This window comes from Exiguobacterium sp. R-17, assembly GCF_049913315.1.
Lineage (GTDB): Bacteria > Bacillota > Bacilli > Exiguobacteriales > Exiguobacteriaceae > Exiguobacterium_A.
The window spans coordinates 673,776-698,218 of record NZ_CP184372.1 but is presented as its reverse complement, the minus strand read 5'-3'; the positions used below and the strand labels follow the sequence as shown (position 1 = coordinate 698,218).

Below are 24,443 nucleotides of genomic sequence, written 5' to 3'. Positions count from 1 at the left end.
TCAGCTAGAATGCTTTTTTTAGGTCTTATTTCCTCATGACAGGGACATTACTACTATGTCTCAAGAGCGTTATTTCCCTCACAATTTCCCATAAAAATTATCCTCAACCGACTACCTGGATGTGATAGCATGGAAAAGAGCAAGTATCTTTTGGCATGACAAGATACAGCTGTCAACCAAACGAGAATATGATATGATAAAACGGTTGAAATAAATGGTAAATTAGGGGTGTATGTATGAAAAAGAAATTGTTAGGCGCAGCAGCAGTCGCAAGTGTATTTACGTTAGCAGCATGTGGATCAAATGACGAAGCCGTCATCAATTACAAAGGTGGCGAAGTCAACAAGGCTGACGTCCAAGATGAAGCATACGAAAAAGCTGGTGCTCAAATCGCCTTCCAGCAAACGATGAACAAATTGCTTGAAAAGAAATACGGCAAGGAAGTCACGGACAAAGAAGTCGAAGCAGAAGTCAAGAAAACAAAAGACCAGTTCCCGGATAAAGAGCAGTTCAGCTCAACACTGAAATCTGCTGGAATCAAGAACGAAAAAGAATTCGAAAAAGTACTTCGCACACAAATGCTCTTAACAGAAGCAAAATCTGCGAAATCCAAAGTAACAGATAAAGAAATCCAAGAGCGTTTCGATCAAGAAAAAGTCGAAGTCAAAGCAAGCCATATCCTTGTTGCGAAAGAGTCAGAAGCAAAAGACATCAAAAAGCAATTGGATAAAGGTGCAGACTTCGCGAAACTTGCAAAAGAAAAATCAACAGATACAGGTAGTGGTGCAAAAGGTGGAGACCTCGGGTACTTCACAAAAGGTAAGATGGTCAAGGAATTCGAAGATTACGCGTTCAAGGATGGCGTTGAAGGTAAAATCTCCGATCCGATCAAAACACAGTTCGGCTATCACATCATTAAAGTAGTCGATCGTAAAGAAAAGAAAAACTTCACACTCGATAAAGAAAAAGCACGTATTAAAAAAGCACTTGCTGAAGAGAAAGCAGCACAAGTCAACCCGAACGATATTTATCGTTCACTTATGAAAGAATACAATGTCAAAGTCGAAAACAAAGACTTCAAAGACGCTTTCGATCTAGACAAACAAGAACAACAACAAATGCAACAACAAATGATGCAACAACAGCAGTAATCAAAAAAGAAGCATTTGTATCAATATACTCTCCATAAGATGTACAGGTTAAAGAATTAATCTGTACATTTTGTGGAGAGCTTTTTCAGATTAAGGCATTCACATTTCAATAATTAGTGCTGTTTTTTATAGAGCCTTAGTACCCATGTTCGCAATTTGTATATTTATTCGTTAAATATCTAGATTAGTTATACATTTTTAACTTAATAATATTTAATTTAAATGTATTAACTTTAAGAACAAGATTATTTGAAATTAAAAATATTAATTTAAAGATAAAAATAAGAAATTAGTAATTTTATCTTAAAAAGATAAAATTAAGAAAAATACCAACTAAAACTATAGGAATAGTTTTTTTGATATGATAAATTATGTAAGAGTCATAAACTTACATAAAAAAGGAGTCTTATCATGAAATTTGTAAAAGTTCTTAGTGTTTTATCTTTAGGTAGTATTTTATCTGCTTCACTAGTGGGAAACGTAGACGCAACTTCAAAGCAAACTGCATTATCACAGCAGCAAAAAAATGCATATTATGAGCAATACTTATTAACAGTAAAAAAAATTAATAAAAGTACTTCTACTTCTCTTTTAGAAGTAGCTCCAAAAAAATCTTTTAAAGAAAGCGATTGGATTACACCAAAACGTTTTAAAGAAATTGCCGAAAAGCGTATTAATGCTAAATTTGAACAATCTAATAATGTCTCAATGAAAATGTCTGCTGATACTGCTAAAAAAACAAAAACCATTAAATCAAATGGAATTTCAGTAAATATAGCAATAACTGGTGATTTTAATACAGAGTATAGATCATCTGCTAAGCGACAAGTTTTTTCAGGTATAAACTCAATTCGCTCTACTGATACTTCTTCAAAGGGAACTTGGAAACAAACTGGGTACACAGCAAATTTAATTGATGCAGCTAAAACTTATGATATTACTGTTGGAGGAAAATATACTCAAAATGGTCTTACTTCTTCACATAATATCTCAGTTGAGTTTTATTGCAGTACAACTGGTGGAGTAAGTTAAAATAGAATTCCAATACAACAAACCCTCATTTTTTTTGAAATGAGGGTTTGTTGTATTGGAAAACATAGATGATAAAAAAACTAATTTTGCGACCTTTTTATAGTGAACAAAAACTATAATAGAAGTTCCCTAAACTATACTTTCTTTTAATTCGCTCCCTTAAAAAATGATTACTTTAGCGAACCGTCCGAATCGGTGCCCGTTCGTATTGTTTCGGCAAGGCAACCGTATCCCCTAGTTCGGCTGCCGCATGATAGACCCAGTATGGTTGGCGAAGTAGTTCACGTGCAAGCAGGACGATATCTGCTCGACCGTTACAGACGATCTCTTCTGCATGAGCTGCTGTCGTAATCAATCCAACCGCTCCCGTGGCGATACCTGTCTCTCGTTTCAACTCTTCCGCATAGCTGACTTGATAGCCCGGATACACTTCAGGTACCGCATTGGCGACGACAGCACCAGAACTACAATCGAGTAGATCGATGTTACGTGCAGCTAGTTCTTTCGCAAGTGGAATATAATCCGTCGCCGTCATTCCCCCTGTTGCGTGATCCGCTGCTGAAATCCGGACCCAAATCGAGAGCTGTGAGACTGCTTGAATTCCATCAATGATTTCTAACAACAAGCGCATCCGATTTTCAGTCGATCCGCCGTACTGGTCTTCTCGAATATTGGATAACGGAGAGAGGAACGTGTTCAATAAATAACCATGTGCGCCATGGATTTCAATGAAGTCATATCCTGCTCGTTCCGCTCTTAATGCTGCATCGATGAACTGTTGTTTGATTGTCGCGATTTCCTCAAGTGTCAATGCATGTGGATGCATATACGTATCATCAAACGGTAAAGCGCTCGGTGCGACGGGTGGTTCTGCGGTCGTGCTTTTACGCCCGGCATGGGCCAGTTGGACCCCCGCTTTTGCGCCCGCTGCTTTGACTTGCTGTGCGATTCGTTGTAATCCTTCGATATGTGCATCTGACCAAATCCCAAGGTCCCCAGCTGAAATGCGACCGTCTGGCGTGACAGCACTCGCTTCTAAAATGACACCACCGACGCCTCCCATTGCACGGGTTGCATAGTGTGTGACGTGCCAATCCGTCACGAGTCCATCTTCTTTTGCACTGTACATGCACATTGGCGCCATAATGACCCGATTGCGGAATGTCAACGTTCCGAGTTGAACCGTATCAAACAACTTCGTCTTCATCTTTCTTCCCCCTTATAGCTTCGGACGGTAGAAAGCACGATTATCTAGTGCAAATGATCGTTCCGAGAACTGTCCCGGTTCGACATATTCAAGAAGACGATCCATCATCGTCATTCGCGCATCGAGGTTATCGATCAAGAACAAGACTTCAGCCTCACGCATTTGTGGTGCTACAGCAGATCCCCATTCCGGTCGTCCATGATGGCTTAAGACAAGATGTTGCAAGACAGTCAGTACTTCTGCGTCAATTTGTAATTCTGCTCCGACTTTTTCGAGTTCCGCTACCATCATCGTAATATGACCGACGAGTTTACCAGGCAACGTATATTCCGGTGCAACCGGATCGGATAACTCCTTGATTTTCGCATAATCGTGTAGAATGATGCCACTGATTAGCACGTCACGGTTTAAGGTCGGATAGAGTTGAGCGATTTGATCCGCTAAGCGCAACATCGAAAGGACGTGGTACGACAGTCCCGAGTAAAAGGCATGATGGTTCTTGACCGCTGCCGGATGCGTGAAGTAGGCGTCAAATCGTGAAGTGATCAAATGTTTGACGAGCTTTTTCATGTCACTGTTTTGAATCGATTCTACGAACGCGAGTACTTCCGTCTCAATCTGCTCTCGTGGAATAGGTGCTGATTGAACATAGTCCTCGACATTCGTCTCCTCTAAGACCGTAATTTGTTTGAGCTTCAGTTGTGTCCGGCCTCGATAGTCCATGACTTCTCCAGCAGCATGAACGATTGACTTTGGCGCATATTTTTCAAGGTCACTCGTATCCCACATCTTCGTCTCGATTTCGCCTGTCTTATCCGTCAAGATGAGCGTCAGGTATGGTTTCCCATTTGCTGCAATTCCTTTGACTGCTTGCTTGATCATCGCTCGTTGATCGAGCGTTTCTCCAACTGCTAACTTCCCGATTCCTTTCATTCTTGAAACACGTCCTTTATCTGTAAAATAGGTGTCTTTTTTATATTCCATTGACTACACTTAAGGCATATACTATTTCATTCTACTATATGGGAGTCATGAACATGGAACTGGAACCTCAATTTAATTGGTCCCGCTATCTCGATTTAGCTGACTATGAACAAATATTTCCGACGGCTGCCGTCGACCAATCCGAAATGGACTGGATCACGCAGTTGCGATCGAAAGATATGAACTTCACGCGTTCAGAAAAAGGGGTTCTTTATGGTGCTGTCGTCACATGGCAAAATCCCGTCGACAAAAGTGACCGTCGCTCGATTTGTTTTTACGTGACGAAAGAAAAACTGATCACAATCGGATTGTCGGAATCGATTGTGACACTGGTCGCTCCCTATTCTCCCGCGCATCCGTTCGCTGCTTTTTATACGATTCTCGCTTTACAGTTGAATACGTATTTCGCCGGTATCGATCAGTTTGAAACGGAACTGTTTTCAAGACAAGATGAACTGCGTGGCAGCATCAATGAAGATTCGCTCGATAGCATCTTCGCGCTGCGCGACACGATTGAGAACTGGTCCGATTTGATCGTTCCGTTTCAAGAGCTCGTCATGGCTGGCGAAGAGTCGTTTCTCGAAGAAGATTCATACCTTGAGGACATTTCCTTAAAACTAGCTACGAAACGTGTCCGCCGTCTATTGATGCTCATTGAACACTATCAAAAAGACATCGAGGTCCTGCTCGACTTATCGACGACCGTTTCGAACTTCCGTGGAAACGAGATCATGAAGGCACTAACGATTTTCACTGCTGTCGCGACACCGACGATGGCACTCGGTGCGATTTGGGGGATGAACTTTAAAATCATGCCGGAACTAGAATGGAAATATGGTTACGCCATATCCCTCGGTCTAATCTTTTTATCGACTAGTGGTATCTTTTACTGGATGCGCTGGCGTGGATGGTTAGGCGCTCTTGTTCGGATGCCAAAGAACAGTCGACCAAAAAAATAGATATCAGAACATAAGTTCGTTATACTAATTGTATCATATCCACTGAAAGGAGACGCTTGTACGATGGAACGAAAAATCATTCATATTGATATGGACGCCTTTTACGCTTCCGTCGAGCAACGCGATCGTCCTCGATTAAAAGGTGTTCCCGTCGTCGTCGGTGGACCGCCTCATGCCCGAGGTGTCGTAGCGACCTGTTCCTATGAAGCACGGAAATACGGCATCCATAGCGCGATGCCGTCAAGACGCGCCTTTCAGCTCTGCCCTCGTGCGGTCTTCATTCGCCCCCGCTTTGACGTCTACCGAGCTGTCAGTGCGCAAATCATGGCGCTTTTCCGAGAAGTGACACCGCTCGTCGAGCCTCTCTCGCTTGATGAGGCGTACCTCGATGTCTCGGAAAATTATTTCGATCAAAAAAGTGCGACGTATATCGCGCAATATATCCTAAAACAAATTAAAGAACGAACGGGTCTGACAGCCTCTGCCGGTGTCTCTAACTCTAAGCTCGTCGCGAAGGTCGCTTCCGGATACGAGAAGCCGAACGGGATGACGGTCGTCCCACCAGAAGAAGTTCTCAACTTCTTGTCTCCATTGAAAATTGGAGACTTACATGGCGTCGGAAAAGTCACAGAACAAGCGTTACGAAAACAAGGAATTGAAACCGTCGCGGATGTCCAAGCAATGCCCGTCGAACAATTACGAGCAATACTCGGACGCGATCGGGGAACGGAACTGCATGCGATGGCGCATGGGATCGATGAACGCCCGGTTCGTCCGGAACGCGAACGAAAATCGATTGGTTCTGAGACGACCTTCGAAGAAGACACGGAAGATATCGATACGATATTTGAGACGTTGATTCGAGAATCAAAATCCGTCATTGCGAGTCTTCAAAAAAAAGAACTCGTCTGCCGAACAATCACGATCAAGTGGAAGACCGATACATTCCAGTCTCGCTCGAAACGGCATACATTTTCAGAAGAGACGGCGGACGAAGAACGACTACTTGAGGAAACAACGAAACTGTTCAATGGCATCACCTTTGACGGACCGATCCGCTTGATTGGTATGACGGTCAGTCACCTGACTACTCCTCCCGCTGCGAGACAGCTGACGTGGCAGGACTTGGACTTGCGCTTGTAAAATGAACGGATATTCATTATACTAAGTACAAGACCGATCAGACAAGGGAGGAACAAGTATGCAGTATACGATTACAGTCTTTTCAGATCGTGGTGAAACGTTACTCGATGACGTCTTCGAAGCAGAGTCGGATGGACAGGCACGAGAAGAAGGGATTCGACGCCTCAATGAGAGTGGTTATGCCCATCATGCCGCTCGCGTCACACGTTCAGGCCGTTTGATTCATTTCGAGCGCGCCTACTTGCGACGGATCGTCCCTGCTTCATCTTGAGCGATACATGAAAAAGGAAGACGCGCCAGCTGGCACGTCTTCCTTTTGTTTACTTATTGCACGTCGTCTTGTTGCTCCATCATTGGCGCATAGAGCTCTTCTAACGGCTTCATGATGATTTGTGTGACTTCCGTCAACATCGTGTGCATCCGTTGCTCTTCTTGCATCAGCTGACTGATCAATGGGTTGTTTTGTACTTCAAGCATCTTTGTTTGGGCAGACGCCATATCGTCTGGTGTAATTTCTTCACCTTGCATCTGTTTTTGTTGTAATTCGAGTTGGATGTTACGGAACGACGCGAACAATTCGTTTGATTCCGGATCTGCGTTAACTTGCGTATACAAATCTTTTAATGTCGTGTACTCCGAAGTTTCGCGTAATGCACGCTCCAGCGTGTACGCGTGATCGTATAAATTTGTTTCTGCCATGAGTAAAACCTCCAATTTGTTTAGACGAGATAAAGCCCCGCCTGTATCAATCCAATTAAACCACCTAACAACCCTCCAAGCCAAGTGATAGCACGGAATTCCCGCTTGGAAATCGATAAGACGATTTCCTCGAGATACGCAGTATCAAGCAAATCGACTTCTTCTCGAACGATCGTTTCGAGGTCGAGCGTCTGTAGGATCTGTCCGATTTGATTCGTCGTCCGTTCGAATAGGTGATCGATGACGACAGGTACATGTTGCTCGAGTAGTTGTGACTCGAGTGGATTCAACCAGACGCGTAACGGTGTAGCAAGCATCGATTCAATCGGTAAACGTGCCATGATCTGTTCTTTGACAGTCTGTCGAATCCGTGACTCGGTCTCTTCTGTCAGATAAGACGACAGCGGACGATCCAGCCCCTTTTGCCATTCCTGACGTAATAAGGCAAGAATGAATTGAGACGTTGACTCTGATTGAAGTACCCGTTTCAGCTCCGGCTGAATCATATCAACGACGTTGACGTTCGCGAGTAACATCCCAAACATCCCACCTCCGAGACGCTGTTGGATAAAACGAGCAACAGTCTCCTCCAGTTGCAGACGTCCTTCAGGTCCATCAAAATATACCTCTGCTTGGTGCAATACAGATGTGACGAGTCTTGGCATGACTTCCTCGATTTTTTGTTCTCCGCCTTCTCCGATCAAGTCGCGTACGGATTGCTCGCGCCATTTATTCATCAGACTCGAAAACTCCCGATCCAAGTGATAACTGATCTTCCCTTGGATCCGTTGTTTTGGTTCGTCGATGAATCGACTAATCCACGCTTCCGTCGTCTCTTCCGAGCGTGTCCATTTCATGACTTCTTGTTCGACAAGCCGCGTGACGGCTCCACGAACAGCTGGTGACGCGAGACGTTTCCCGATTCCTTCTGGCGTCAAGAGATGCTTGACGACCGTCCGTCCGAGATTCGCTGCTAGTTCATCCCGCCGTTTAGGAATCAGACCCGGCGTGAATGGTACACGAAATGTACCGATGTATTTCGGTTCAAGTGGTCGAAACAACATTCGGATCGCCAAGTGGTTCGTGACCGCTCCGATGAGGGCACCGATGATGACGATTCCAACAAGCTTCAACACAAGTAACAAAGTGTCTGACATAAGTTATCATTCCTTCCGATTTTCGACTTATGGTAAAGTCGAGATAGTTAGTTATGTACGATTTAGGAGTGATGCCGTGTGTTACGACAACTGATGACTGTATTCAATGACCAGCTTACGACCGATCCGAATCTGTATTGCCAGGAACAGTATAGCGTATATCGTCTTACAGATGGGCTTTGTTTTGGGATCAAGACGACTGCCATCTCCGACCGTGAACAACAACTGCTTGATGTATTTGCCGAGCGCATCATCACGACGTCGCGGTCAGATATCGATCTATGGCGAGAACGTCTCCAATCTGCTCATGCTGTGGAAGATCGACCATTTCGACTTGTCCACTTTTTATTTAATCCAACTGATGAACGTACGAGTGAGGAAATCCAACAACTGCTCTCTTCTTTCTTTTCGCAGACGAGTACGCTCATTCCTTTCAGTACTCATCGTTTTACGATCATCGAACGAGAAGAATTCGTCATTGAGGCAGAACTACACGATTTATTTTTAGCACTACAATCTGATTTTGTGCTCGATGGTAAGGTGTTGCTTGGTCAACAGCGTGCTACCGGCGACATTGCCGTTCAGTTCCAACTCGAACAAGCAGCGCTTACCTCCGTCCCTTCTATGCAAATCGAACGTTTTTTACCTGCCATGACTCGTCTTGCAAGTCTAGATGACCGATATCGGGCAACACTCGTCGATCAGTTCATCCTGTCCCTCGAGCCAGAGTCTCGTGAGACGATCCTCGCTTTTTGCCGAGCTAACTTGAATGTCTCTTTGACAGCAAAACATCTATACTTACATCGGAACAGTCTCCAGTATCGACTTGACCGCTTAACGGAACAGACAGAAATCGATGTTCGGTCGTTTGAAGGGGCCACTTTTCTTTATACCTTGTTACTTGTAGCATGATGCCTAATTGAAAACGTTTGCATTTAGTCAGGTTGTCCATAGGCAGACTACCTGACTTCTTTTATACTATTTCTTGTAAGCGTTATTATTTCATCATTTACTAGGGGGAACTACAACATGGCTGAAATTCGTCTTGAACATATCGATAAAATCTACTCAGGTGATGCAAAAGCGGTTGATGATTTCAATCTGCATATTAAAGATAAGGAATTCATCGTCTTCGTTGGACCATCTGGTTGTGGGAAATCGACGACACTCCGGATGATCGCTGGACTTGAAGAAATCTCAGGTGGAGACTTTATCATCGACGGTAAACGCATGAATGATGTAGCGCCAAAAGATCGCGATATCGCGATGGTCTTCCAAAACTACGCTTTGTATCCACACATGAACGTCTTCGATAACATGGCGTTCGGATTAAAGCTTCGGAAGTTCCCGAAAGATGAAATCAAGCAACGCGTTGATAACGCAGCTCGTATCCTTGGTCTTGAAGAATATCTCGAGCGGAAGCCAAAAGCACTCTCTGGTGGTCAGCGTCAACGGGTCGCGATTGGTCGCGCCATCGTTCGTGATGCTAAAGTCTTCTTAATGGATGAGCCGCTCTCGAACTTGGACGCTAAATTACGTGTACAAATGCGTAAGGAGATCATTCAGTTACACAAACGTCTTGAGACGACGACGATTTACGTCACGCACGATCAGACGGAAGCGATGACGCTTGCGACACGGATCGTCATCATGAAAGCCGGAATCATTCAACAAGTCGGTACGCCGAAGGAAGTCTATGATCATCCGGATAACATGTTCGTTGCTGGATTCATCGGTTCACCATCGATGAACTTCTTGACAGGTAAACTGGCAGAAGACGGTCTCTTCCATGTTTCAGGAACAGAAGAGAAATTCGAAGTACCAGAAGGAAAAATGAAAGTTCTCCGCGACCGCGGTTACACGAATAAAGATCTCGTCCTCGGAATTCGCCCAGAAGACATTCATGCGGAATTGATCTACCAAGACACTAAAACAGCGCATCGTTTTCCAGCGCATATCGAAGTATCCGAATTGATGGGAGCAGAGTCTTATCTCTACTCAAAAGTCGGACAACAAGCATTCACGGCACGTGTCGATTCACGTTCACATGTCGAGATGGGATCACAGCTCGATCTCTTCTTCGATATGACAAAAGCACACTTCTTCGATGCTTCAACCGAAGCAACGATTCGTTAATCACATCACCGATCAGTAATGATGTTTCAGACTGTCCATTTAAGGGCAGTCTTTTTTATTGACAGACGTTCCTGTAACTTTGTATGATACTGCTTGTAGCTTAAAATTAATCCTATTCGAAAACTAGGAATTGAAATCATTCATTTATAAAGGAGAGAGCGCTATGAAACACGGTTTAAAATTAGCTGTAGCAGCATTATCGACAGCGGGGGTGCTTGCAGCATGCGGCGCTTCGAACGACAACGCAGGTTCTGATAAAGAGTCAAAAGTCATTACAGTCGGTACAGAAGCAACATATCCACCTTTCACTTATAAAGAAAAAGGAAAATTGACAGGTTATGACGTAGACGTCATGAACGAAGTCGCAAAACGTGCCGGCTATAAAGTCGATTACAAAGCGATGGACTTTAAAGGACTCATCCCGGCACTTGATTCAAAACGAATCGATGTCATCGCGAACCAAATGGGCATAAACAAGGATAGAAAAAAGAAGTATGCTTTTTCTGATGCGTATACAGTCTCTGGTTCAACGATCATCGTCAACAATAAAACGAACGACATCAAAACACTCGACGACTTAAAAGGAAAGACAGTCGGTTCGACACAAGGTTCACTTTATGCAAAAACGGCTGAAAAAGCAGGCGCTAAAGTAAAATACTATAAAGGTGCGAACCAAGTCTTAAAAGATCTTGAAGCAGGTCGCGTTGATGCAGCACTGAACGATCGCCTCTTCGTTTTGACGCAGTTGAAAAAAACTAATTATAAAGTTAAAGCTGTTGATAAGACATTTGACAAGAACGAATCAGGCTTCATGATGGCGAAAAATAGCAAGTATACAAAAGACTTCAACAAAGCACTCGCTGAGATGCAAGAAGACGGCACTCTTGCAAAAATCGGTAAGAAGTACTTCAACGAGGATATCAGTAAGTGAGTGAATTACTGACGATCGTCCGAGATAACTCGGACGTCTACGCAAAGGCGATTGGCACGACCCTTCTAGCAAGTGGTCTCGCCATCGTCTTTGCGCTTATTCTCGGGTTGATTCTTGCCGTCATGCGTGATAGCCGCGTTGCCGTTTTCAGCGGTTTTGCACGTTTATACGTCTCGTTCTTCCGCGGAACGCCACTCTTGTTGCAAATCTTGATTCTTTATAATGGTCTCGTCACGCTTCAATTGACTGGATTCCAAGCACTTGCCTTCGGTTTGTCGCTTCACTTTTCCGCATATATTTCGGAATCGTTCCGCGCTGCCATCTCCTCTGTCGATCGTGGACAATGGGAAGCTGCTGACTCACTTGGAATTCCGCGTCGCAAGACATTCAAGGACGTTATCTTGCCGCAAGCACTATCTCGGGCGATTCCACCGCTTTCGAACTCTGTCATCGATATCATCAAGTCGACATCACTCGGTACGATCGTTGCTGTCGAGGAATTAACGTACGTCTCTGACCAGATTTCAGCGACGACATACCTCGTCATGCCGCTACTTTTGTTCTCCGCTGCAATTTACTGGATCATGTCAACACTTATTCAAAGCGTCCAACATCGTTTAGAAGCACGTTTCAGCATTCCAGAATGAATTTTTCACACTTGAAACCGTTAGGATTTCAAGTGTGTTTTTTTAGATTTTTTGAGGTTTAGCACTAGTCAATCCGGGAATAATCAAGTATACTAATAAAAATCAGAATTATCTGACAAATTACAAAGGAGCGTGGCCGAGATGAAACAAGTAATTGAAGCTTTCCGTAGACAAGATGCAGAGCAGCGAATTCCAGTGCTACGTCTCGAAATCGATTATGAGCTCAGTACGCTCTTCGATGCGATTCAAGCCAATGACCAAGCTGGCATGTCAGCAAGTAAAGATCGTTTAGATAAATATCGTCAGGAGATGCTTCGCTTAGAAGCTTAACCTCATAGATCTCCCATCTCTCCTCCCCCTTGAGATGGGACTTTTTTTGTTTACTGTTACTCTATTCATAAAAGAGAGGATCGTTTCCAGATCGTGTACTGGTCGATCCTCTCGCTTCATTTCTTAAACAGAAAATATTTTATGCGTTTATTTCTGTCTCACAGTCTAGATTAATCGACATCACGACCTCGTGATGCCTTCAAAATCTCAAACCATTGCTCGCGCGTCAACGACAGATTCGTCGAACGAACAGCAGATTCGATGCGTTCAATCTTACCAGAACCAATGATCGGCATGATACGTGCTGGATGTTTAAGTAACCATGCATATGCGACTTCGTCGATTTCTTTTGCCCCGATCTTTTCAGCGATCTCAGCTAATTTTTCACGTAACGGTGCGTATCGCTCGTCCTTAAAGAGACGACCGCCCGCAAGCGGACTCCATGCCATCAATGGCATCTCATTTTCATGACACAGATCGACGGATCCATCCTCGAAATGTTTCAGTTCCGAAACCGATAACTCGAGTTGGTTCGTCACGAGCATGAACGGTAAGCGTGATTGTATAAGACTCTGTTGTGCAGGTGTATGGTTCGATAGACCGAATGTCCGTACCTTACCCGCGTCCTTCAGCTCAACGAACGCTTCTGCAATCTCGTTCGGATCCATCAATGGATCTGGACGGTGAATCAACAACGTATCGACGTACTCGACATCGAGTTCTTGCAGGGAACGATTGACCTGTTTGATGATATGCTCTTTCGTCGTATCATAGAACGATAATGACTGATCCGAGAAATGATTCCCTTTCATCTTGATGCCCGTCTTCGTGACGATCTCCATCCGGTCACGTAATTCCGGTTTTAAGGCAAGAGCTTCCCCGAATAAGCGTTCATTCGTATAATCGCCATAGATATCTGCGTGATCAAACGTCGTAATTCCTAAAGCAAGGCATGCTTCAATCAATTCAAGACGCTCTTCCTTCGTCATTTCCCATTCATTCAATCGCCACAGACCATGAATGATCCGTGAGAATGATAAATCTTCTGTTAGCTGAATCCGTTCCATGTTTCTTCCACTCCTCTATCGTATGAACTCTATCTCGTTTACTGTACCTCAAAATGGTAACGGTTGCACGAATTTCAATTTTCAATGCTCTAAGACAAAAAACAGGATTCCGTCATCGACGGAATCCTGTTTAGGACTTATTGAATTTGCTCGACTTCCTGCATGACTTCATCTTCGATTTGCTGACGTTTTCGTGTCGTCTCAGCAGCATCTGGTGACGTGACGCTGAAATAGAACTTAATTTTTGGTTCCGTGCCCGATGGACGAAGGCAGAACCACGATCCATCACTGAGCGTGAACTTCAAGACATTGGATTTTGGCAGATTGATCGGTGAGGGTTGATGTGTCTTCAGATCGTGAGCGATGCTCGCATCATAATCCTCGAACAAGACGACCTGTTCTCCAGCCACTTGTTTTGGTGGATTCTCACGGAACGTATCCATGATACGACCGATCTGTGCCACGCCATCCTTCCCTTTGAGCGTCAGAGAGCGGAGTGACTCTTCAAAGTACCCGAACTGCTCGTAAATCGACTGTAATGCTTCATATAGCGTCCGTCCTTCTTTTTTGTGATACGCAGCCATCTCAGCAGCTAACAAGCACGCTTGGACGGCATCCTTGTCGCGGCAGAAGTCCCCGATGAGATATCCATAGCTCTCTTCATAGCCGAAGAGATACTCATATTGACCCGATGCATTGTATTGTTTGATTTTTTCCCCGATGAACTTAAAGCCTGTCAACGTGTTCTCGACATGGAGATCATAATGACGTGCAATCAACGCACCTAGTTCTGAAGTAACGATTGTCTTCGCAACAAATCCGTTCTCTGGTAGTGTCCCCTGCGCCGCTTTTTGTGAAAGGATGTAGTCAAGCAACAATGCCCCCGTCTGATTCCCTGTCAAGACTGTCCATTCTCCGTCTGCATCACGTGTTGCTACTCCGACGCGGTCAGCATCGGGATCCGTCGCAATCAAGATGTCGGCATCTGTACGGTCTCCGTATTCGATCGCCAGCTTAAAGGCAGCATGTTCTTCCGGGTTCGGTGACGTCACGGTCGGGAATGCACCGTCTGGCTCTGCTTGCTCCTTGACGACTGTCACGTGTTCGAAACCGTAACGTTTCAAGCCTTCTGTTACCGGTACAAGACCTGTTCCGTGAAGTGGAGTGAAAACGATTTTTAGTGGATCGGCTAATTCCGATTGGATTGAAGGTAAGACACGAATCGTCTGTAATTTTTCTTGATACGCTTCGTCAAGTTCTTCACCGACACGGACGATTAAACCGTTCGCACGAAGGACCTCTTCTTGCTCAAGTTCAATCGACAGCTCGTCTTCGATTTGACTGACGTACGATACGAGTTCATCCGCTTCTTTTGGTGGAAGTTGTCCACCGTCGTCTCCGTACACTTTATAGCCGTTGTATTCTGGTGGGTTGTGACTCGCTGTGATGACGATCCCGCCCGCTGCTTGTAAAGACCGAACCGCAAACGAAAGTTCTGGTGTCGGACGTAGACCGTCGAACAGATACGCTTTGATACCGTTACTTGCGAGCGTCCGTGCCGCCTCCAGCGCAAATTCTGGTGAGAAATGGCGTGAATCGTGTGCGATGACGATTCCTTTTGCTGCCGCTTCTTCTCCTGATGCCTTAATGAATGCTGCGAACCCTTGTGATGCTTTTCGAACCGTATACACATTCATCCGGTTCGTTCCGACACCGATCTCCCCGCGCATACCACCTGTTCCAAACTCGAGTTCTTTATAGAATGCTTCTTCAGCTGCTTTTTCATCCGCTGCTAGCGTGACGAGTTCTTCTTTTAATGTACTGTCAAGATCAGCGAACTGATCCCATTTTTGATAGGTTTCTTTCCATGACATAGTAAATCGACTCCTTTTTGAATGAGGGTAAGACTTGCGATGATGCGATACCTTTCATATGATTAACACTAGAAAGGGTAAGGTGATGAGGCATGTTTCCTACGATTCAAATGGCAGACCTTCAACAGCTCGTCCGTACGGATCAGATTCGCTGGTTTGACTGCCGCTATGACTTACAACAACCTGAATATGGACGAAATGCTTTCTTGGAACAACACATCGAAGGTGCACAGCACCTGGATTTAACGACTGACCTTTCTGGTCCAATCGATGAGGTCGGCGGTCGGCATCCGCTTCCTTCAAAAGAAGCGTGGCAACACACACTGGAACAGCATGGTGTGACCCCGGAAGACTTCGTCGTTTTGTATGATGATGGTTTTCCGTATGCCGCTCGTGCGTGGTGGTTATTTAAATGGATCGGACATGAGCGTGTCGTCGTTCTCGAGGGCGGATTCTCCTCTTACCTAGCATTCGATCTTCCGGTTACAGACGAGACTTTTACTTATGAACCCTCTCAGTACACGCCGCGTTTCCAAGACGAGATGCTCGTCTCGTTCGAAGAGCTAAAGGATCAGCTGACAGAAACGCTGGTCATCGATTCCCGAGCGCCCGATCGGTATCGCGGAGAAATCGAACCACTCGATCATGTCGCCGGACACATTCCGGGTGCCATAAATTGTTACTTTGAACAAGCACTCTCACCAGATGGTCGTTTACGAGACGCGGAAGATTTGAAAGAACTATACGCCGACATCCTGCCGGTCACGGCACCTATCCTCTACTGCGGAAGCGGTGTGACAGCGTGCGTCAATGTCATCGCTCTCCACTCACTCGGGAAAACCGATGTCCGGCTCTACGCCGGCTCTTATAGTGATTGGGTCAGCCGCGGTGAAGACGTCTCCCGTTCGTAAACATCAGACGCTGACAGAAATATCTGTCAGTGTTTTTTTGTTTAGAGTTGAATTGGTTTGATGTTCCAGATCGCATTCGCATACTCTTTAATCGTTCGATCACTTGAGAACACACCTGACCGAGCAATATTAAGAATGACACGTTTATACCATTCTTCCGGTTGCTGATACATCCGATCGATACGTTCCTGTGCTTGTTGATACGACATGAAGTCTTTCAGGATCAGATACTCATCATTATACGTCAATAATGAATCGTAAATTGCTTGGAATTCACCCGGAGCAAATAATGTCCCGTCGACGAGACTATCGATGATTCGTCGCAACTCGGGTTGGGCACTGTATTGATCATACGCACTATAACCGCCGTATTGCTTATAATTCATGACTTCCTGCGGCGTTAAGCCGAAGATGAAGATGTTCGCATCCCCAACTTCATCTCGAATTTCGATGTTCGCTCCGTCGAGCGTTCCAATCGTCAAAGCGCCATTCATCATGAACTTCATATTGCCGGTTCCAGAGGCTTCATAGCTGGCAGTCGAAATCTGCTCACTGACATCACTTGCCGGGAAAATCTTTTCAGCAAGCGATACACGATAGTTTTCTAGGAAGACGACTTTCAAGTATGGGCTGACCTCTGGATCCTGATTAATTAAGCGAGCTAACGCATTGATATAACGAATGACTTCTTTTGCATAATGATAGCCTGGCGCTGCCTTTGCACCAAAGATGAATGTCCGCGGTGTCATCGTAAAGGAACGGTCTTCCTTCAGACGATAATAGAGCGAATGAATGTGTAACGCATTTAAGAGTTGACGTTTGTACGCATGCAATCGCTTGACTTGAACATCAAAAATCGAGGTTGGATCAACGACGATACCTGTTTCCTTTTCAATGAGCAACGCTAATTCTTCCTTACGCTGAAGCTTGATCTCGGCGATGTCCTTCTGCAGTGCTGAATCCTCTGCCCATTTCGTCAATTTTTGCAAATCGGACGGATGCTGAATCCAACCATCCCCGATCGCTTCTGTCACACGGTTTGCCAGTGCTGGGTTAGATGAGAGAAGCCAGCGACGATGTGTAATCCCGTTCGTCTTATTATTAAATCGAAGCGGAAACATCTCATAAAATAGTCGCATCTCGCGCTGCTTCAGAATCTCAGTATGAATCTGAGCGACACCGTTCGTTGAATGCGTGCCGACGACAGCCAGATTCGCCATGTTGATCCGATCGTCCGCGATGATGGCGATATCTCGCATATGTGCTTCCATGTGTGGATAGTTCGCCAGCACATCTTTACAGAAGCGTCGGTTGATTTCCTCGATGATGAGATAGATGCGTGGCAACAAGCGACGGAACAAATCAACCGGCCAACGTTCAAGTGCTTCTGATAATAACGTGTGGTTCGTAAACGACATGACACTCTTCGTGATCCGCCATGCTTCTTCCCATCCAAACCTTTCTTCATCAACAAGAATCCGCATCAATTCCGGAATCGCGACGACCGGATGCGTATCATTGATATGAATGGCAATATGATTCCCGAGTTGCTTCAATGAATGGTTTCGTTTTTTAAAGGACGTCAAGATACTCCGTAATCCTGCAGAGACGAAGAAATATTGTTGCTTCAGACGGAGTTCTTTTCCTTCGTACGTCGTATCATCCGGATACAAGAACTCTGAAATCGTCTGAATCGATTGTTTATGTGCCAGTAAATCTTTATAATTCCCACGGTATTGACTAAGTAATTCATCATCATCGAGTGGAGACTCAGCACTCCAGAGTCGCAGGTTATTGACAACCTTGTTTTGATAGCCAACGATCGGCATATCGTACGGAACAGCACGGACGATTTCAGTCGGTTCATGATGGACGCGATACCCATCACCGACTTCTTCGAGCCACACATGTCCACCGAATGAAACATCGACCGCTTTATCAGAACGTCTAATTTCCCACATGTTTCCGTTCTTCAGCCAGTTATCCGGTAGCTCGACTTGATAGCCATCGATGATTTTTTGCTTAAACAGACCATATTGGTATCGGATACCGTTCCCATGTCCCGGTAGACCAAGCGCAGCCAAGGAATCAAGAAAACAGGCTGCGAGACGACCGAGACCTCCGTTTCCGAGTCCTGGTTCCGGCTCTTCTTCTGTCAGGTCACTGAGCTGATATCCGAGTTCTTCCAGTCCCCGTTCCACATCCTTTAAGACGTCAAGGCTTAATAGGTTATTATACAAGAAACGTCCGAGCAAAAACTCGAGTGAAAAGTAATAGACTTGCTTACTTTTTTTATGGGTATATGTTTCCTTTGTCCGTAACCAATCGGTCGTGACCGTCTCACGTACCAGATAAGCAAGTGTCTGATAGATATCGTTTTCTGTTGCTTCCGTTATTGCCTTGCCATGCATCGAAACGAATCGTTCCGTAAACCTCTCCTTGAACTTCTCTTTATCTTTGAACATGACGTAACTCCTTTTCCCAGTGATACGATCAAGTGGCGGACGGTGCAATCAAACGATATAACGCCAAGTATTCGTCGGCTGAACGCAACCAACTGAAATCCTCATTCATCGCCGTCTCAATCAAGTGCTCAAAGACCGGGCGATCATGATAGACCTCAATGGTACGTTTAATCGCTTCTAAAAACTCATGTGCATTATAATTCGCGAACGAGAATCCATTTCCTTCTAACGTAAACTGATTGAATGGCTTGACCGTATCACGAAGACCACCTGTTTCCCGGACGACTGGTAAACAGCCGTACTTCATCGAAATCAACTGACTGAGACCACATGGTTCAAAACGCGAAGGCATCAAGAAAGCGTCACTGCCCGCATAGATTCGTTGCGCGAGACCAACGTCGAACCCGATGTAAGAAGCGATTTTGTCTGGACGAATCGATGTCGCATGATGGAACAACCCTTCATATTCCGCTTCACCTGATCCAAGGATGATGAACTGCGCATCGAGTTCAAACAAATCTGGCAAGATATGCGCGAGCAAATCAATCCCCTTTTGGTCGACGAGACGAGAAACGAAACCAAACAATGGTACATCCGGATTGATGGGGAGACCTAGTTCTTCTTGTAAGGCAGCTTTGTTCTTCGCCTTTCCTTCCGTGACGGTATCGACCGAATACGTCTCAACGAGATGCGTATCATGTGCAGGATCAAATTGACGATAGTCGATTCCATTCAAGATTCCGCGTACGTCGACAGCGCGATGTTGTAAGACGGGTTCAAGCGTCTCACCGTAATACGGATCCATGATCTCATCACGATATGATGGACTGACTGTCGTGATTTGATTGGAATGGACGAGTCCTGCCTTCATATAATTGACGAGACCGTTATGAGCAATACCATCGGCTGTGAAGTGTTCATGACTCAATCCAAGTAAGTCACCGAGTACTTCCTCCGGGAAAACACCTTGATATTGTAGATTGTGAATCGTAAAGACCGTTTTAATGTCTTGATAGCGCTCTAGGTGCTGATAATGGATCCGTAGGAACGCTGGAATTACACCTGTTTGCCAATCGTGACAATGGATGACGTCCGGTACTTCATTCCGATCGAGATGTTGAATCATCTCAAGAACGGCACGTGAAAAATACGCAAATCGTTCCGCATCATCGTAATGTCCATAAATGACACCATCGCGTTTGAAATAGTACTCATTATCGATGAAATAGAACGTCACACCATCTTGTTTTAATCGAAGGACAGCACCAAATTGCTGTCGCCAGCCAACTGGTACGATGAAGTCGAATAAAAACTCCATCTCTGATTTGTATTGTTCCTTGATTTGACCATAATTGGGTAAGACGACCGAAACGTCTGCCCCTTCCTCAGCAAGCGCTAAAGGGAGCGAGCCGACGACGTCAGCTAGCCCCCCTGTCTTGATGAAGGGTGTCGCTTCCGTGGCAGCAAACCATACCTTCATGAATGACATCTCCTTTAAACGATTGTTTGTTTTTTGATGACGATTGGTTCTTCTGCCGTACCGCGGATGACTTGACCGCGTTTGACGGTCACTTCTTTGTCGAGAATCGCGTACTCAACGACCGCGCCTTCTTCAATGACCGATTTTTGCATGATGATCGAGTTTTTGACGCGAGCATGTTTTCCGACTTTAACACCACGGAATAGGATGCTATCCGTCGTCGTGCCTTCTAACTTACAGCCGTTTGCGACGAGTGAATTCTTAATCGCTGAACCTGGCAAGTAACGTGTCGGCGGTTCATGCTTGATTTTCGTGTAGACATGCTGGAAATCGTTGATTGCTCCCCACTGTTCAAGCAATAGCATGCTCTCACGGTAGTATGAACGAAGTGAGTGGATGACTTGTGATGTACCACGATATTCATATCCATGTACATGCAAGCGATTTAGCTGCGAGCGGATGATACTTTGTAGTAAATCGTACTCACCACGCGCAATCGCCTCATCAATCAAACGAACGAATAGGTTCTTCGATAGAACGACCGTTTCCATGTAGAACGTCTCATCAGTTGGCTGGAACCCTCGTGATCCGATTGCAGTCACGCGGTTCTGCTCGCCAAAGCGAATCGGACGGCAGTATTTACAAGGCAGTTCACGCTTCGTATAAACGACTGTGATATCCGCATTCGATTCTTTATGTTCGCGCAAGACATCACGATAATCTACGGCTGATAAGATGTTCGAACCAGAGACGACGACATAGTTTTCCTTGCTGCGCAGGAAGAAATCGCGATGAAGGTGGAAGTTTGAGAGATCTCCCCGGAACTCATTCGCATCTTGTGATAATGCAGGCGGGAAGATGTAGAGTCCACCGTTTGAACGGTCAAGATCCCACTCTTTTCCTGAGCCGAGGTGATCCATCATCCCACGATATTTTTCAAGCGTAAAAATTCCGATGTTCGCGATATCGTTTTGTACCATGTTCGTTAATGTAAAATCGATCAATCGATAACGACCCGCAAATGGCACAGCTGCCAAGTTACGGTGCTCTGTTAGTTCTTTGAAAAATCCTTCTTCACCACTTAGATTGATGACGCCTAATAAATCGACCTTCATTCGAATATCCCCCTTATTGAATTGCTTCTTTGATGACTTCGTTCTTTTTAACGATGCTGTCTGCTTCAATGACGAAGACTTCTCCGTCCGGAGATCCAATCGTCGCACCATCTTCAACGATGACACCATCTGCTAAAATCGCCCGGTGAATCGTGACGTCTCGTCCGATTTTAACGTTCGGGAAGATGACTGAGTCTTTGACGAGTGATCCTTCCGCTACTTCTACACCATGGAAGAGGACTGAATGATTAATTTCACCTTCGATATGGCATCCTTCATTGATGATTGATGACTCGACCGTTGCTGCGTTCCCGATATATTGAGGTTGTTGGTTCGGGTTGACAGAATAGACTTTCCAAGATGGATCGTATAAATCAAATTCTGGTTCTGCCGTCAACAAATCCATGTTTGCTTCCCAGAGCGATTGAATCGTTCCGACGTCTTTCCAATATCCTTTGAATTTATACGCACGGATATTCAGATTTTCAAAGAGCATGTTCGGAATGATGTTCTTACCGAAGTCGAAGCTTGATTCCGCATCCCCTGCATCTTGAATCAAATGACGCTTCAATACATCCCAGTTAAAGACATAGATTCCCATCGATGCGAGATTCGATTTTGGATTCTCTGGCTTTTCTTCGAATTCATTGATCCGGAGATCATCGTCGGTATTGAGAATTCCGAATCGTGGTGCTTCTTCCCATGGGACCTCACGTACAGAAATCGTCACGTCAGCTCCACCAAGTCGATGCTCCTCGATCATTTTTTCATAATCCATTTTATAAATATGATCGCCTGATAGGACGAGTACATAGTCAGGGTCGAATTGGTTGATGTAACTCATGTTTCGATAAATGGCATTCGCTGTTCCTTCATACCAGTTCTTTCCGTTTTGAGCTTGGTAAGGAGGTAGAATCGTTAAACCACCGTTACGTCGATCTAAATCCCACGCACTCCCGATTCCGAGATAGCGGTTCAATTCAAGTGGTTCATATTGCGTTAACACGCCGACTGTATCGATTCCTGAGTTCGTACAGTTCGAAAGCGGGAAATCAATGATGCGGTATTTTCCTCCAAATGCAACAGCTGGTTTTGCAGTATGTTTCGTTAAAGCTCCCAGACGTTTCCCTTCTCCGCCTGCAAGTAACATCGCAACGACATTCTTTTTAGCCATTTCGTCCCCTCCATTTATGCTCTTTTTTTCAGACAATTTGAGTTATAAAATCCACAGATACTTCTATATACCCAATCTTTTCTCTTTTTAATATAACATTCCTGCAAAATAGGTTTATTAAAATACAAAAATCGAAAAAAAATCTACTGATTTCTCCATAAAAGACCGATAATAGGAATGAAATGGCTTTTTGAAAGGAGTTCTCATGCGAATTACCACCGGATATCTCGTCTTATTTGGTCTTGCGACGATGCTTGTATTTTCCTTATTTTCAATTAAAGATGAGTTGAACACAGCACGTACATTTTTTTTCTGGGCCGACGAACAGACGACACGACATCCACTGACCTCCTACCAACCGATCACTGTAACGTACGAAAACAAACAGGTCGAGCTTTATGATGGATTACGACGGGATGATTTGACGCCTCAAACATTACCCAAAAAAGTCGAGCAAGCGTTTGTAGCAATTGAAGATCAACGTTTTTATCAACATGATGGTTATGACATCACAGGAATCTTACGTGCATTTACTAAAAACCAGTCTGATTCTAAATCCCAAGGCGGAAGTACGATCACACAACAACTAGCAAGAATGACATACCTATCAAACGAAAAAACGTATACTAGAAAAATAAAAGAGCTGTTAATCGCTGTTTCTTTAGAACAGAAATATTCTAAAAAAGAACTAATGACGGCTTATGTCAATCAAGCATATTTTGCGAATAATATTTACGGGATCGAACTGGCCGCAAAATCATATTTCAATAAGCCAGCGCGCGAGTTAAATTGGTCTGAAATCAGCTTTTTGACAGCGATTCCGAACAATCCGTCACTCTACGATCCGCTTCGTTTTCCTGAAAATACAAAAAAACGTCAGCAACGAATCGCTCAAGCATTAGTGCGCGATCGTGTACTGACGAAAGATTTTACTATTTCTCATGTGACACCTCGATCCTATAAGCCGCGGGTTCCTTATCCGGACTATATCGATGCAACCGTCCAAGCTGCCATCCGGATGACCGCTCAACAGCACGGATGGAGTGAGAAGCATGCTTCGGAATATCTACATCAACAAGGTGCGATCATTTCGACATATCTCGACTCAGCCGAGCAACAACGAGCTAAAGAAGCTCTTCGTCGTCTACCAGACCCGATTGAGGGAGCCTATGTTGGCATTGATGGACAAACACACGGGGTTACGGCTTTAGTCGGCTACAAATCAAATTTGACCGGTCAGTTCAACCGAGCAGTGCAGTCGTACCGACAACCTGGTTCAGCCATCAAACCGTTACTTGTCTATGGTCCTTATCTCGAGAAGACGAAAGCTCGATTGTCGAGTATATTAGACGGTAGTCCTGTCTGTATCGATGGATACTGTCCATCAAATAGCGGAAATCGGATCCTTGGACAAGTGACGATTGCCGATGCGATCGCTTATTCTTATAACACACCAGCGATCCGTGCTTTTGCTGTTTCTTTCCAAGAAGGATTGAAGTCCATCCGTCCGTTCCATTTCAGTCAGTGGACACGGAAGGATGATGCCTTCACGAGCGCTTTAGGCGGTTTGCAGTACGGCATTAGTCCGTTTGAACTGACAAATGCCTATACCGTATTCGTAAATGACGGGCTCTATCGACCGGCTTCGATGATTAAAAGTATTACACTTCGAAATGGAACGGTCGAACGACCGCAGGAAAAGGAACAACGGATTTGGTCCAGTCAGACGAACCGTGAATTACGGGCTGGTTTAAAGAATGTCATGACGTATGGGACAGGGCGCAAAGGATACGATCCCTCCGCGCGCTATATCGGAGGAAAAACAGGAACAACGAATGATAATAAGGACATGTGGTTCGTCGGTATCAAAAATCAACACATCGGGGGTATTTGGTTAGGAGCTGACCGTCCCCGCCCTTTCCCTGCTGAAGCCAATGCAACGTTACAGGTCCAGACGTGGGCGACGATTTTACGTCCTTGA

22 protein-coding genes are annotated in these 24,443 nt (G+C 44.9%); 12 read left to right on the top strand and 10 right to left on the bottom strand.

Features of this window, described 5'->3' with window-relative positions; genetic code table 11:
• The first annotated feature begins 236 nt into the window (after positions 1 to 236).
• A complete protein-coding gene (locus tag ACN9MT_RS03675; RefSeq protein ID WP_035409413.1) occupies positions 237 to 1,151 on the top strand; it encodes a peptidylprolyl isomerase in 915 nt (304 codons plus the stop codon).
• Positions 1,152 to 1,562: 411 nt separating this feature from the next.
• On the top strand, positions 1,563 to 2,183 hold the full coding sequence (locus ACN9MT_RS03670) for a hypothetical protein (protein WP_052019077.1): 621 nt from the start codon (positions 1,563 to 1,565) through the stop codon (positions 2,181 to 2,183).
• A gap of 175 nt (positions 2,184 to 2,358) precedes the next feature.
• On the opposite strand, the gene namA is transcribed toward ACN9MT_RS03670, so the two are convergent.
• Positions 2,359 to 3,390, bottom strand: a complete 1,032-nt coding sequence (gene namA, locus ACN9MT_RS03665) for an NADPH dehydrogenase NamA (protein ID WP_426272789.1) — start codon at positions 3,388 to 3,390, stop codon at positions 2,359 to 2,361.
• Between the two features lie 12 nt (positions 3,391 to 3,402).
• Positions 3,403 to 4,323, bottom strand: coding sequence for an HD domain-containing protein (locus ACN9MT_RS03660; RefSeq protein ID WP_029340932.1), 921 nt, complete (start codon positions 4,321 to 4,323; stop codon positions 3,403 to 3,405).
• A 104-nt stretch (positions 4,324 to 4,427) separates the two neighbouring features.
• Between ACN9MT_RS03660 and ACN9MT_RS03655 the strand changes: the two genes are divergently transcribed.
• The 3 genes from ACN9MT_RS03655 (at position 4,428) to ACN9MT_RS03645 (ending at position 6,747) form a co-directional block, all read left to right on the top strand.
• The gene (locus tag ACN9MT_RS03655) at positions 4,428 to 5,333 is read left to right on the top strand and encodes a magnesium transporter CorA family protein (protein WP_426272788.1); all 906 of its coding nucleotides are present in this window, start codon (positions 4,428 to 4,430) and stop codon (positions 5,331 to 5,333) included.
• Between the two features lie 63 nt (positions 5,334 to 5,396).
• The gene (gene dinB, locus ACN9MT_RS03650) at positions 5,397 to 6,476 is read left to right on the top strand and encodes a DNA polymerase IV (protein ID WP_426272787.1); all 1,080 of its coding nucleotides are present in this window, start codon (positions 5,397 to 5,399) and stop codon (positions 6,474 to 6,476) included.
• Between the two features lie 58 nt (positions 6,477 to 6,534).
• Positions 6,535 to 6,747, top strand: a complete 213-nt coding sequence (locus tag ACN9MT_RS03645; RefSeq protein WP_035409422.1) for a YhzD family protein — start codon at positions 6,535 to 6,537, stop codon at positions 6,745 to 6,747.
• A 53-nt stretch (positions 6,748 to 6,800) separates the two neighbouring features.
• On the opposite strand, the gene ACN9MT_RS03640 is transcribed toward ACN9MT_RS03645, so the two are convergent.
• Together ACN9MT_RS03640 and ACN9MT_RS03635 are read right to left on the bottom strand one after the other, a co-directional pair.
• Positions 6,801 to 7,175 (bottom strand): YlbF family regulator, encoded by a 375-nt coding sequence (locus ACN9MT_RS03640; RefSeq protein WP_023467337.1) that lies wholly within the window; start codon positions 7,173 to 7,175, stop codon positions 6,801 to 6,803.
• A gap of 20 nt (positions 7,176 to 7,195) precedes the next feature.
• On the bottom strand, positions 7,196 to 8,332 hold the full coding sequence (locus ACN9MT_RS03635; protein ID WP_426272786.1) for a DUF445 family protein: 1,137 nt from the start codon (positions 8,330 to 8,332) through the stop codon (positions 7,196 to 7,198).
• A 78-nt stretch (positions 8,333 to 8,410) separates the two neighbouring features.
• Between ACN9MT_RS03635 and ACN9MT_RS03630 the strand changes: the two genes are divergently transcribed.
• The 5 genes from ACN9MT_RS03630 (at position 8,411) to ACN9MT_RS03610 (ending at position 12,376) form a co-directional block, all read left to right on the top strand.
• Positions 8,411 to 9,244 (top strand): PucR family transcriptional regulator, encoded by an 834-nt coding sequence (locus ACN9MT_RS03630; protein ID WP_426272785.1) that lies wholly within the window; start codon positions 8,411 to 8,413, stop codon positions 9,242 to 9,244.
• 117 nt (positions 9,245 to 9,361) lie between these two features.
• Positions 9,362 to 10,468: an ABC transporter ATP-binding protein gene (locus ACN9MT_RS03625; RefSeq protein WP_035409428.1), complete on the top strand. Its 1,107-nt coding sequence runs from the start codon at positions 9,362 to 9,364 to the stop codon at positions 10,466 to 10,468.
• 163 nt (positions 10,469 to 10,631) lie between these two features.
• The gene (locus ACN9MT_RS03620) at positions 10,632 to 11,399 is read left to right on the top strand and encodes a transporter substrate-binding domain-containing protein (RefSeq protein WP_426272784.1); all 768 of its coding nucleotides are present in this window, start codon (positions 10,632 to 10,634) and stop codon (positions 11,397 to 11,399) included.
• Entirely contained in the window at positions 11,396 to 12,046 is a 651-nt protein-coding gene (locus ACN9MT_RS03615) for an amino acid ABC transporter permease (RefSeq protein ID WP_035409432.1), read from the top strand. Before ACN9MT_RS03620 ends, ACN9MT_RS03615 begins: the two co-directional genes overlap by 4 nt.
• Before the next feature lie 141 nt (positions 12,047 to 12,187).
• On the top strand, positions 12,188 to 12,376 hold the full coding sequence (locus tag ACN9MT_RS03610) for a hypothetical protein (protein ID WP_035409434.1): 189 nt from the start codon (positions 12,188 to 12,190) through the stop codon (positions 12,374 to 12,376).
• A 170-nt stretch (positions 12,377 to 12,546) separates the two neighbouring features.
• On the opposite strand, the gene ACN9MT_RS03605 is transcribed toward ACN9MT_RS03610, so the two are convergent.
• Complete coding sequence (locus ACN9MT_RS03605) at positions 12,547 to 13,443, bottom strand: aldo/keto reductase (protein WP_426272783.1); 897 nt, start codon at positions 13,441 to 13,443, stop codon at positions 12,547 to 12,549.
• A 137-nt stretch (positions 13,444 to 13,580) separates the two neighbouring features.
• Positions 13,581 to 15,317 (bottom strand): phospho-sugar mutase, encoded by a 1,737-nt coding sequence (locus tag ACN9MT_RS03600; RefSeq protein ID WP_056059933.1) that lies wholly within the window; start codon positions 15,315 to 15,317, stop codon positions 13,581 to 13,583.
• Between the two features lie 92 nt (positions 15,318 to 15,409).
• Between ACN9MT_RS03600 and ACN9MT_RS03595 the strand changes: the two genes are divergently transcribed.
• Complete coding sequence (locus tag ACN9MT_RS03595; RefSeq protein WP_426272782.1) at positions 15,410 to 16,228, top strand: sulfurtransferase; 819 nt, start codon at positions 15,410 to 15,412, stop codon at positions 16,226 to 16,228.
• Positions 16,229 to 16,269: 41 nt separating this feature from the next.
• Here ACN9MT_RS03595 and ACN9MT_RS03590 read toward each other — a convergent pair whose 3' ends face one another.
• From ACN9MT_RS03590 to ACN9MT_RS03575, 4 genes are read right to left on the bottom strand one after another with little or no spacing between them, the layout of a single operon-like run.
• The gene (locus ACN9MT_RS03590) at positions 16,270 to 18,693 is read right to left on the bottom strand and encodes a glycogen/starch/alpha-glucan phosphorylase (protein WP_426272781.1); all 2,424 of its coding nucleotides are present in this window, start codon (positions 18,691 to 18,693) and stop codon (positions 16,270 to 16,272) included.
• A 28-nt stretch (positions 18,694 to 18,721) separates the two neighbouring features.
• Complete coding sequence (gene glgA, locus ACN9MT_RS03585; RefSeq protein WP_426272780.1) at positions 18,722 to 20,173, bottom strand: glycogen synthase GlgA; 1,452 nt, start codon at positions 20,171 to 20,173, stop codon at positions 18,722 to 18,724.
• A 14-nt stretch (positions 20,174 to 20,187) separates the two neighbouring features.
• Positions 20,188 to 21,288 (bottom strand): glucose-1-phosphate adenylyltransferase subunit GlgD, encoded by a 1,101-nt coding sequence (gene glgD / locus ACN9MT_RS03580; protein ID WP_035409446.1) that lies wholly within the window; start codon positions 21,286 to 21,288, stop codon positions 20,188 to 20,190.
• A 13-nt stretch (positions 21,289 to 21,301) separates the two neighbouring features.
• The gene (locus ACN9MT_RS03575; RefSeq protein ID WP_290748557.1) at positions 21,302 to 22,462 is read right to left on the bottom strand and encodes a glucose-1-phosphate adenylyltransferase; all 1,161 of its coding nucleotides are present in this window, start codon (positions 22,460 to 22,462) and stop codon (positions 21,302 to 21,304) included.
• A gap of 205 nt (positions 22,463 to 22,667) precedes the next feature.
• Between ACN9MT_RS03575 and ACN9MT_RS03570 the strand changes: the two genes are divergently transcribed.
• Entirely contained in the window at positions 22,668 to 24,443 is a 1,776-nt protein-coding gene (locus ACN9MT_RS03570) for a transglycosylase domain-containing protein (protein ID WP_426272779.1), read from the top strand.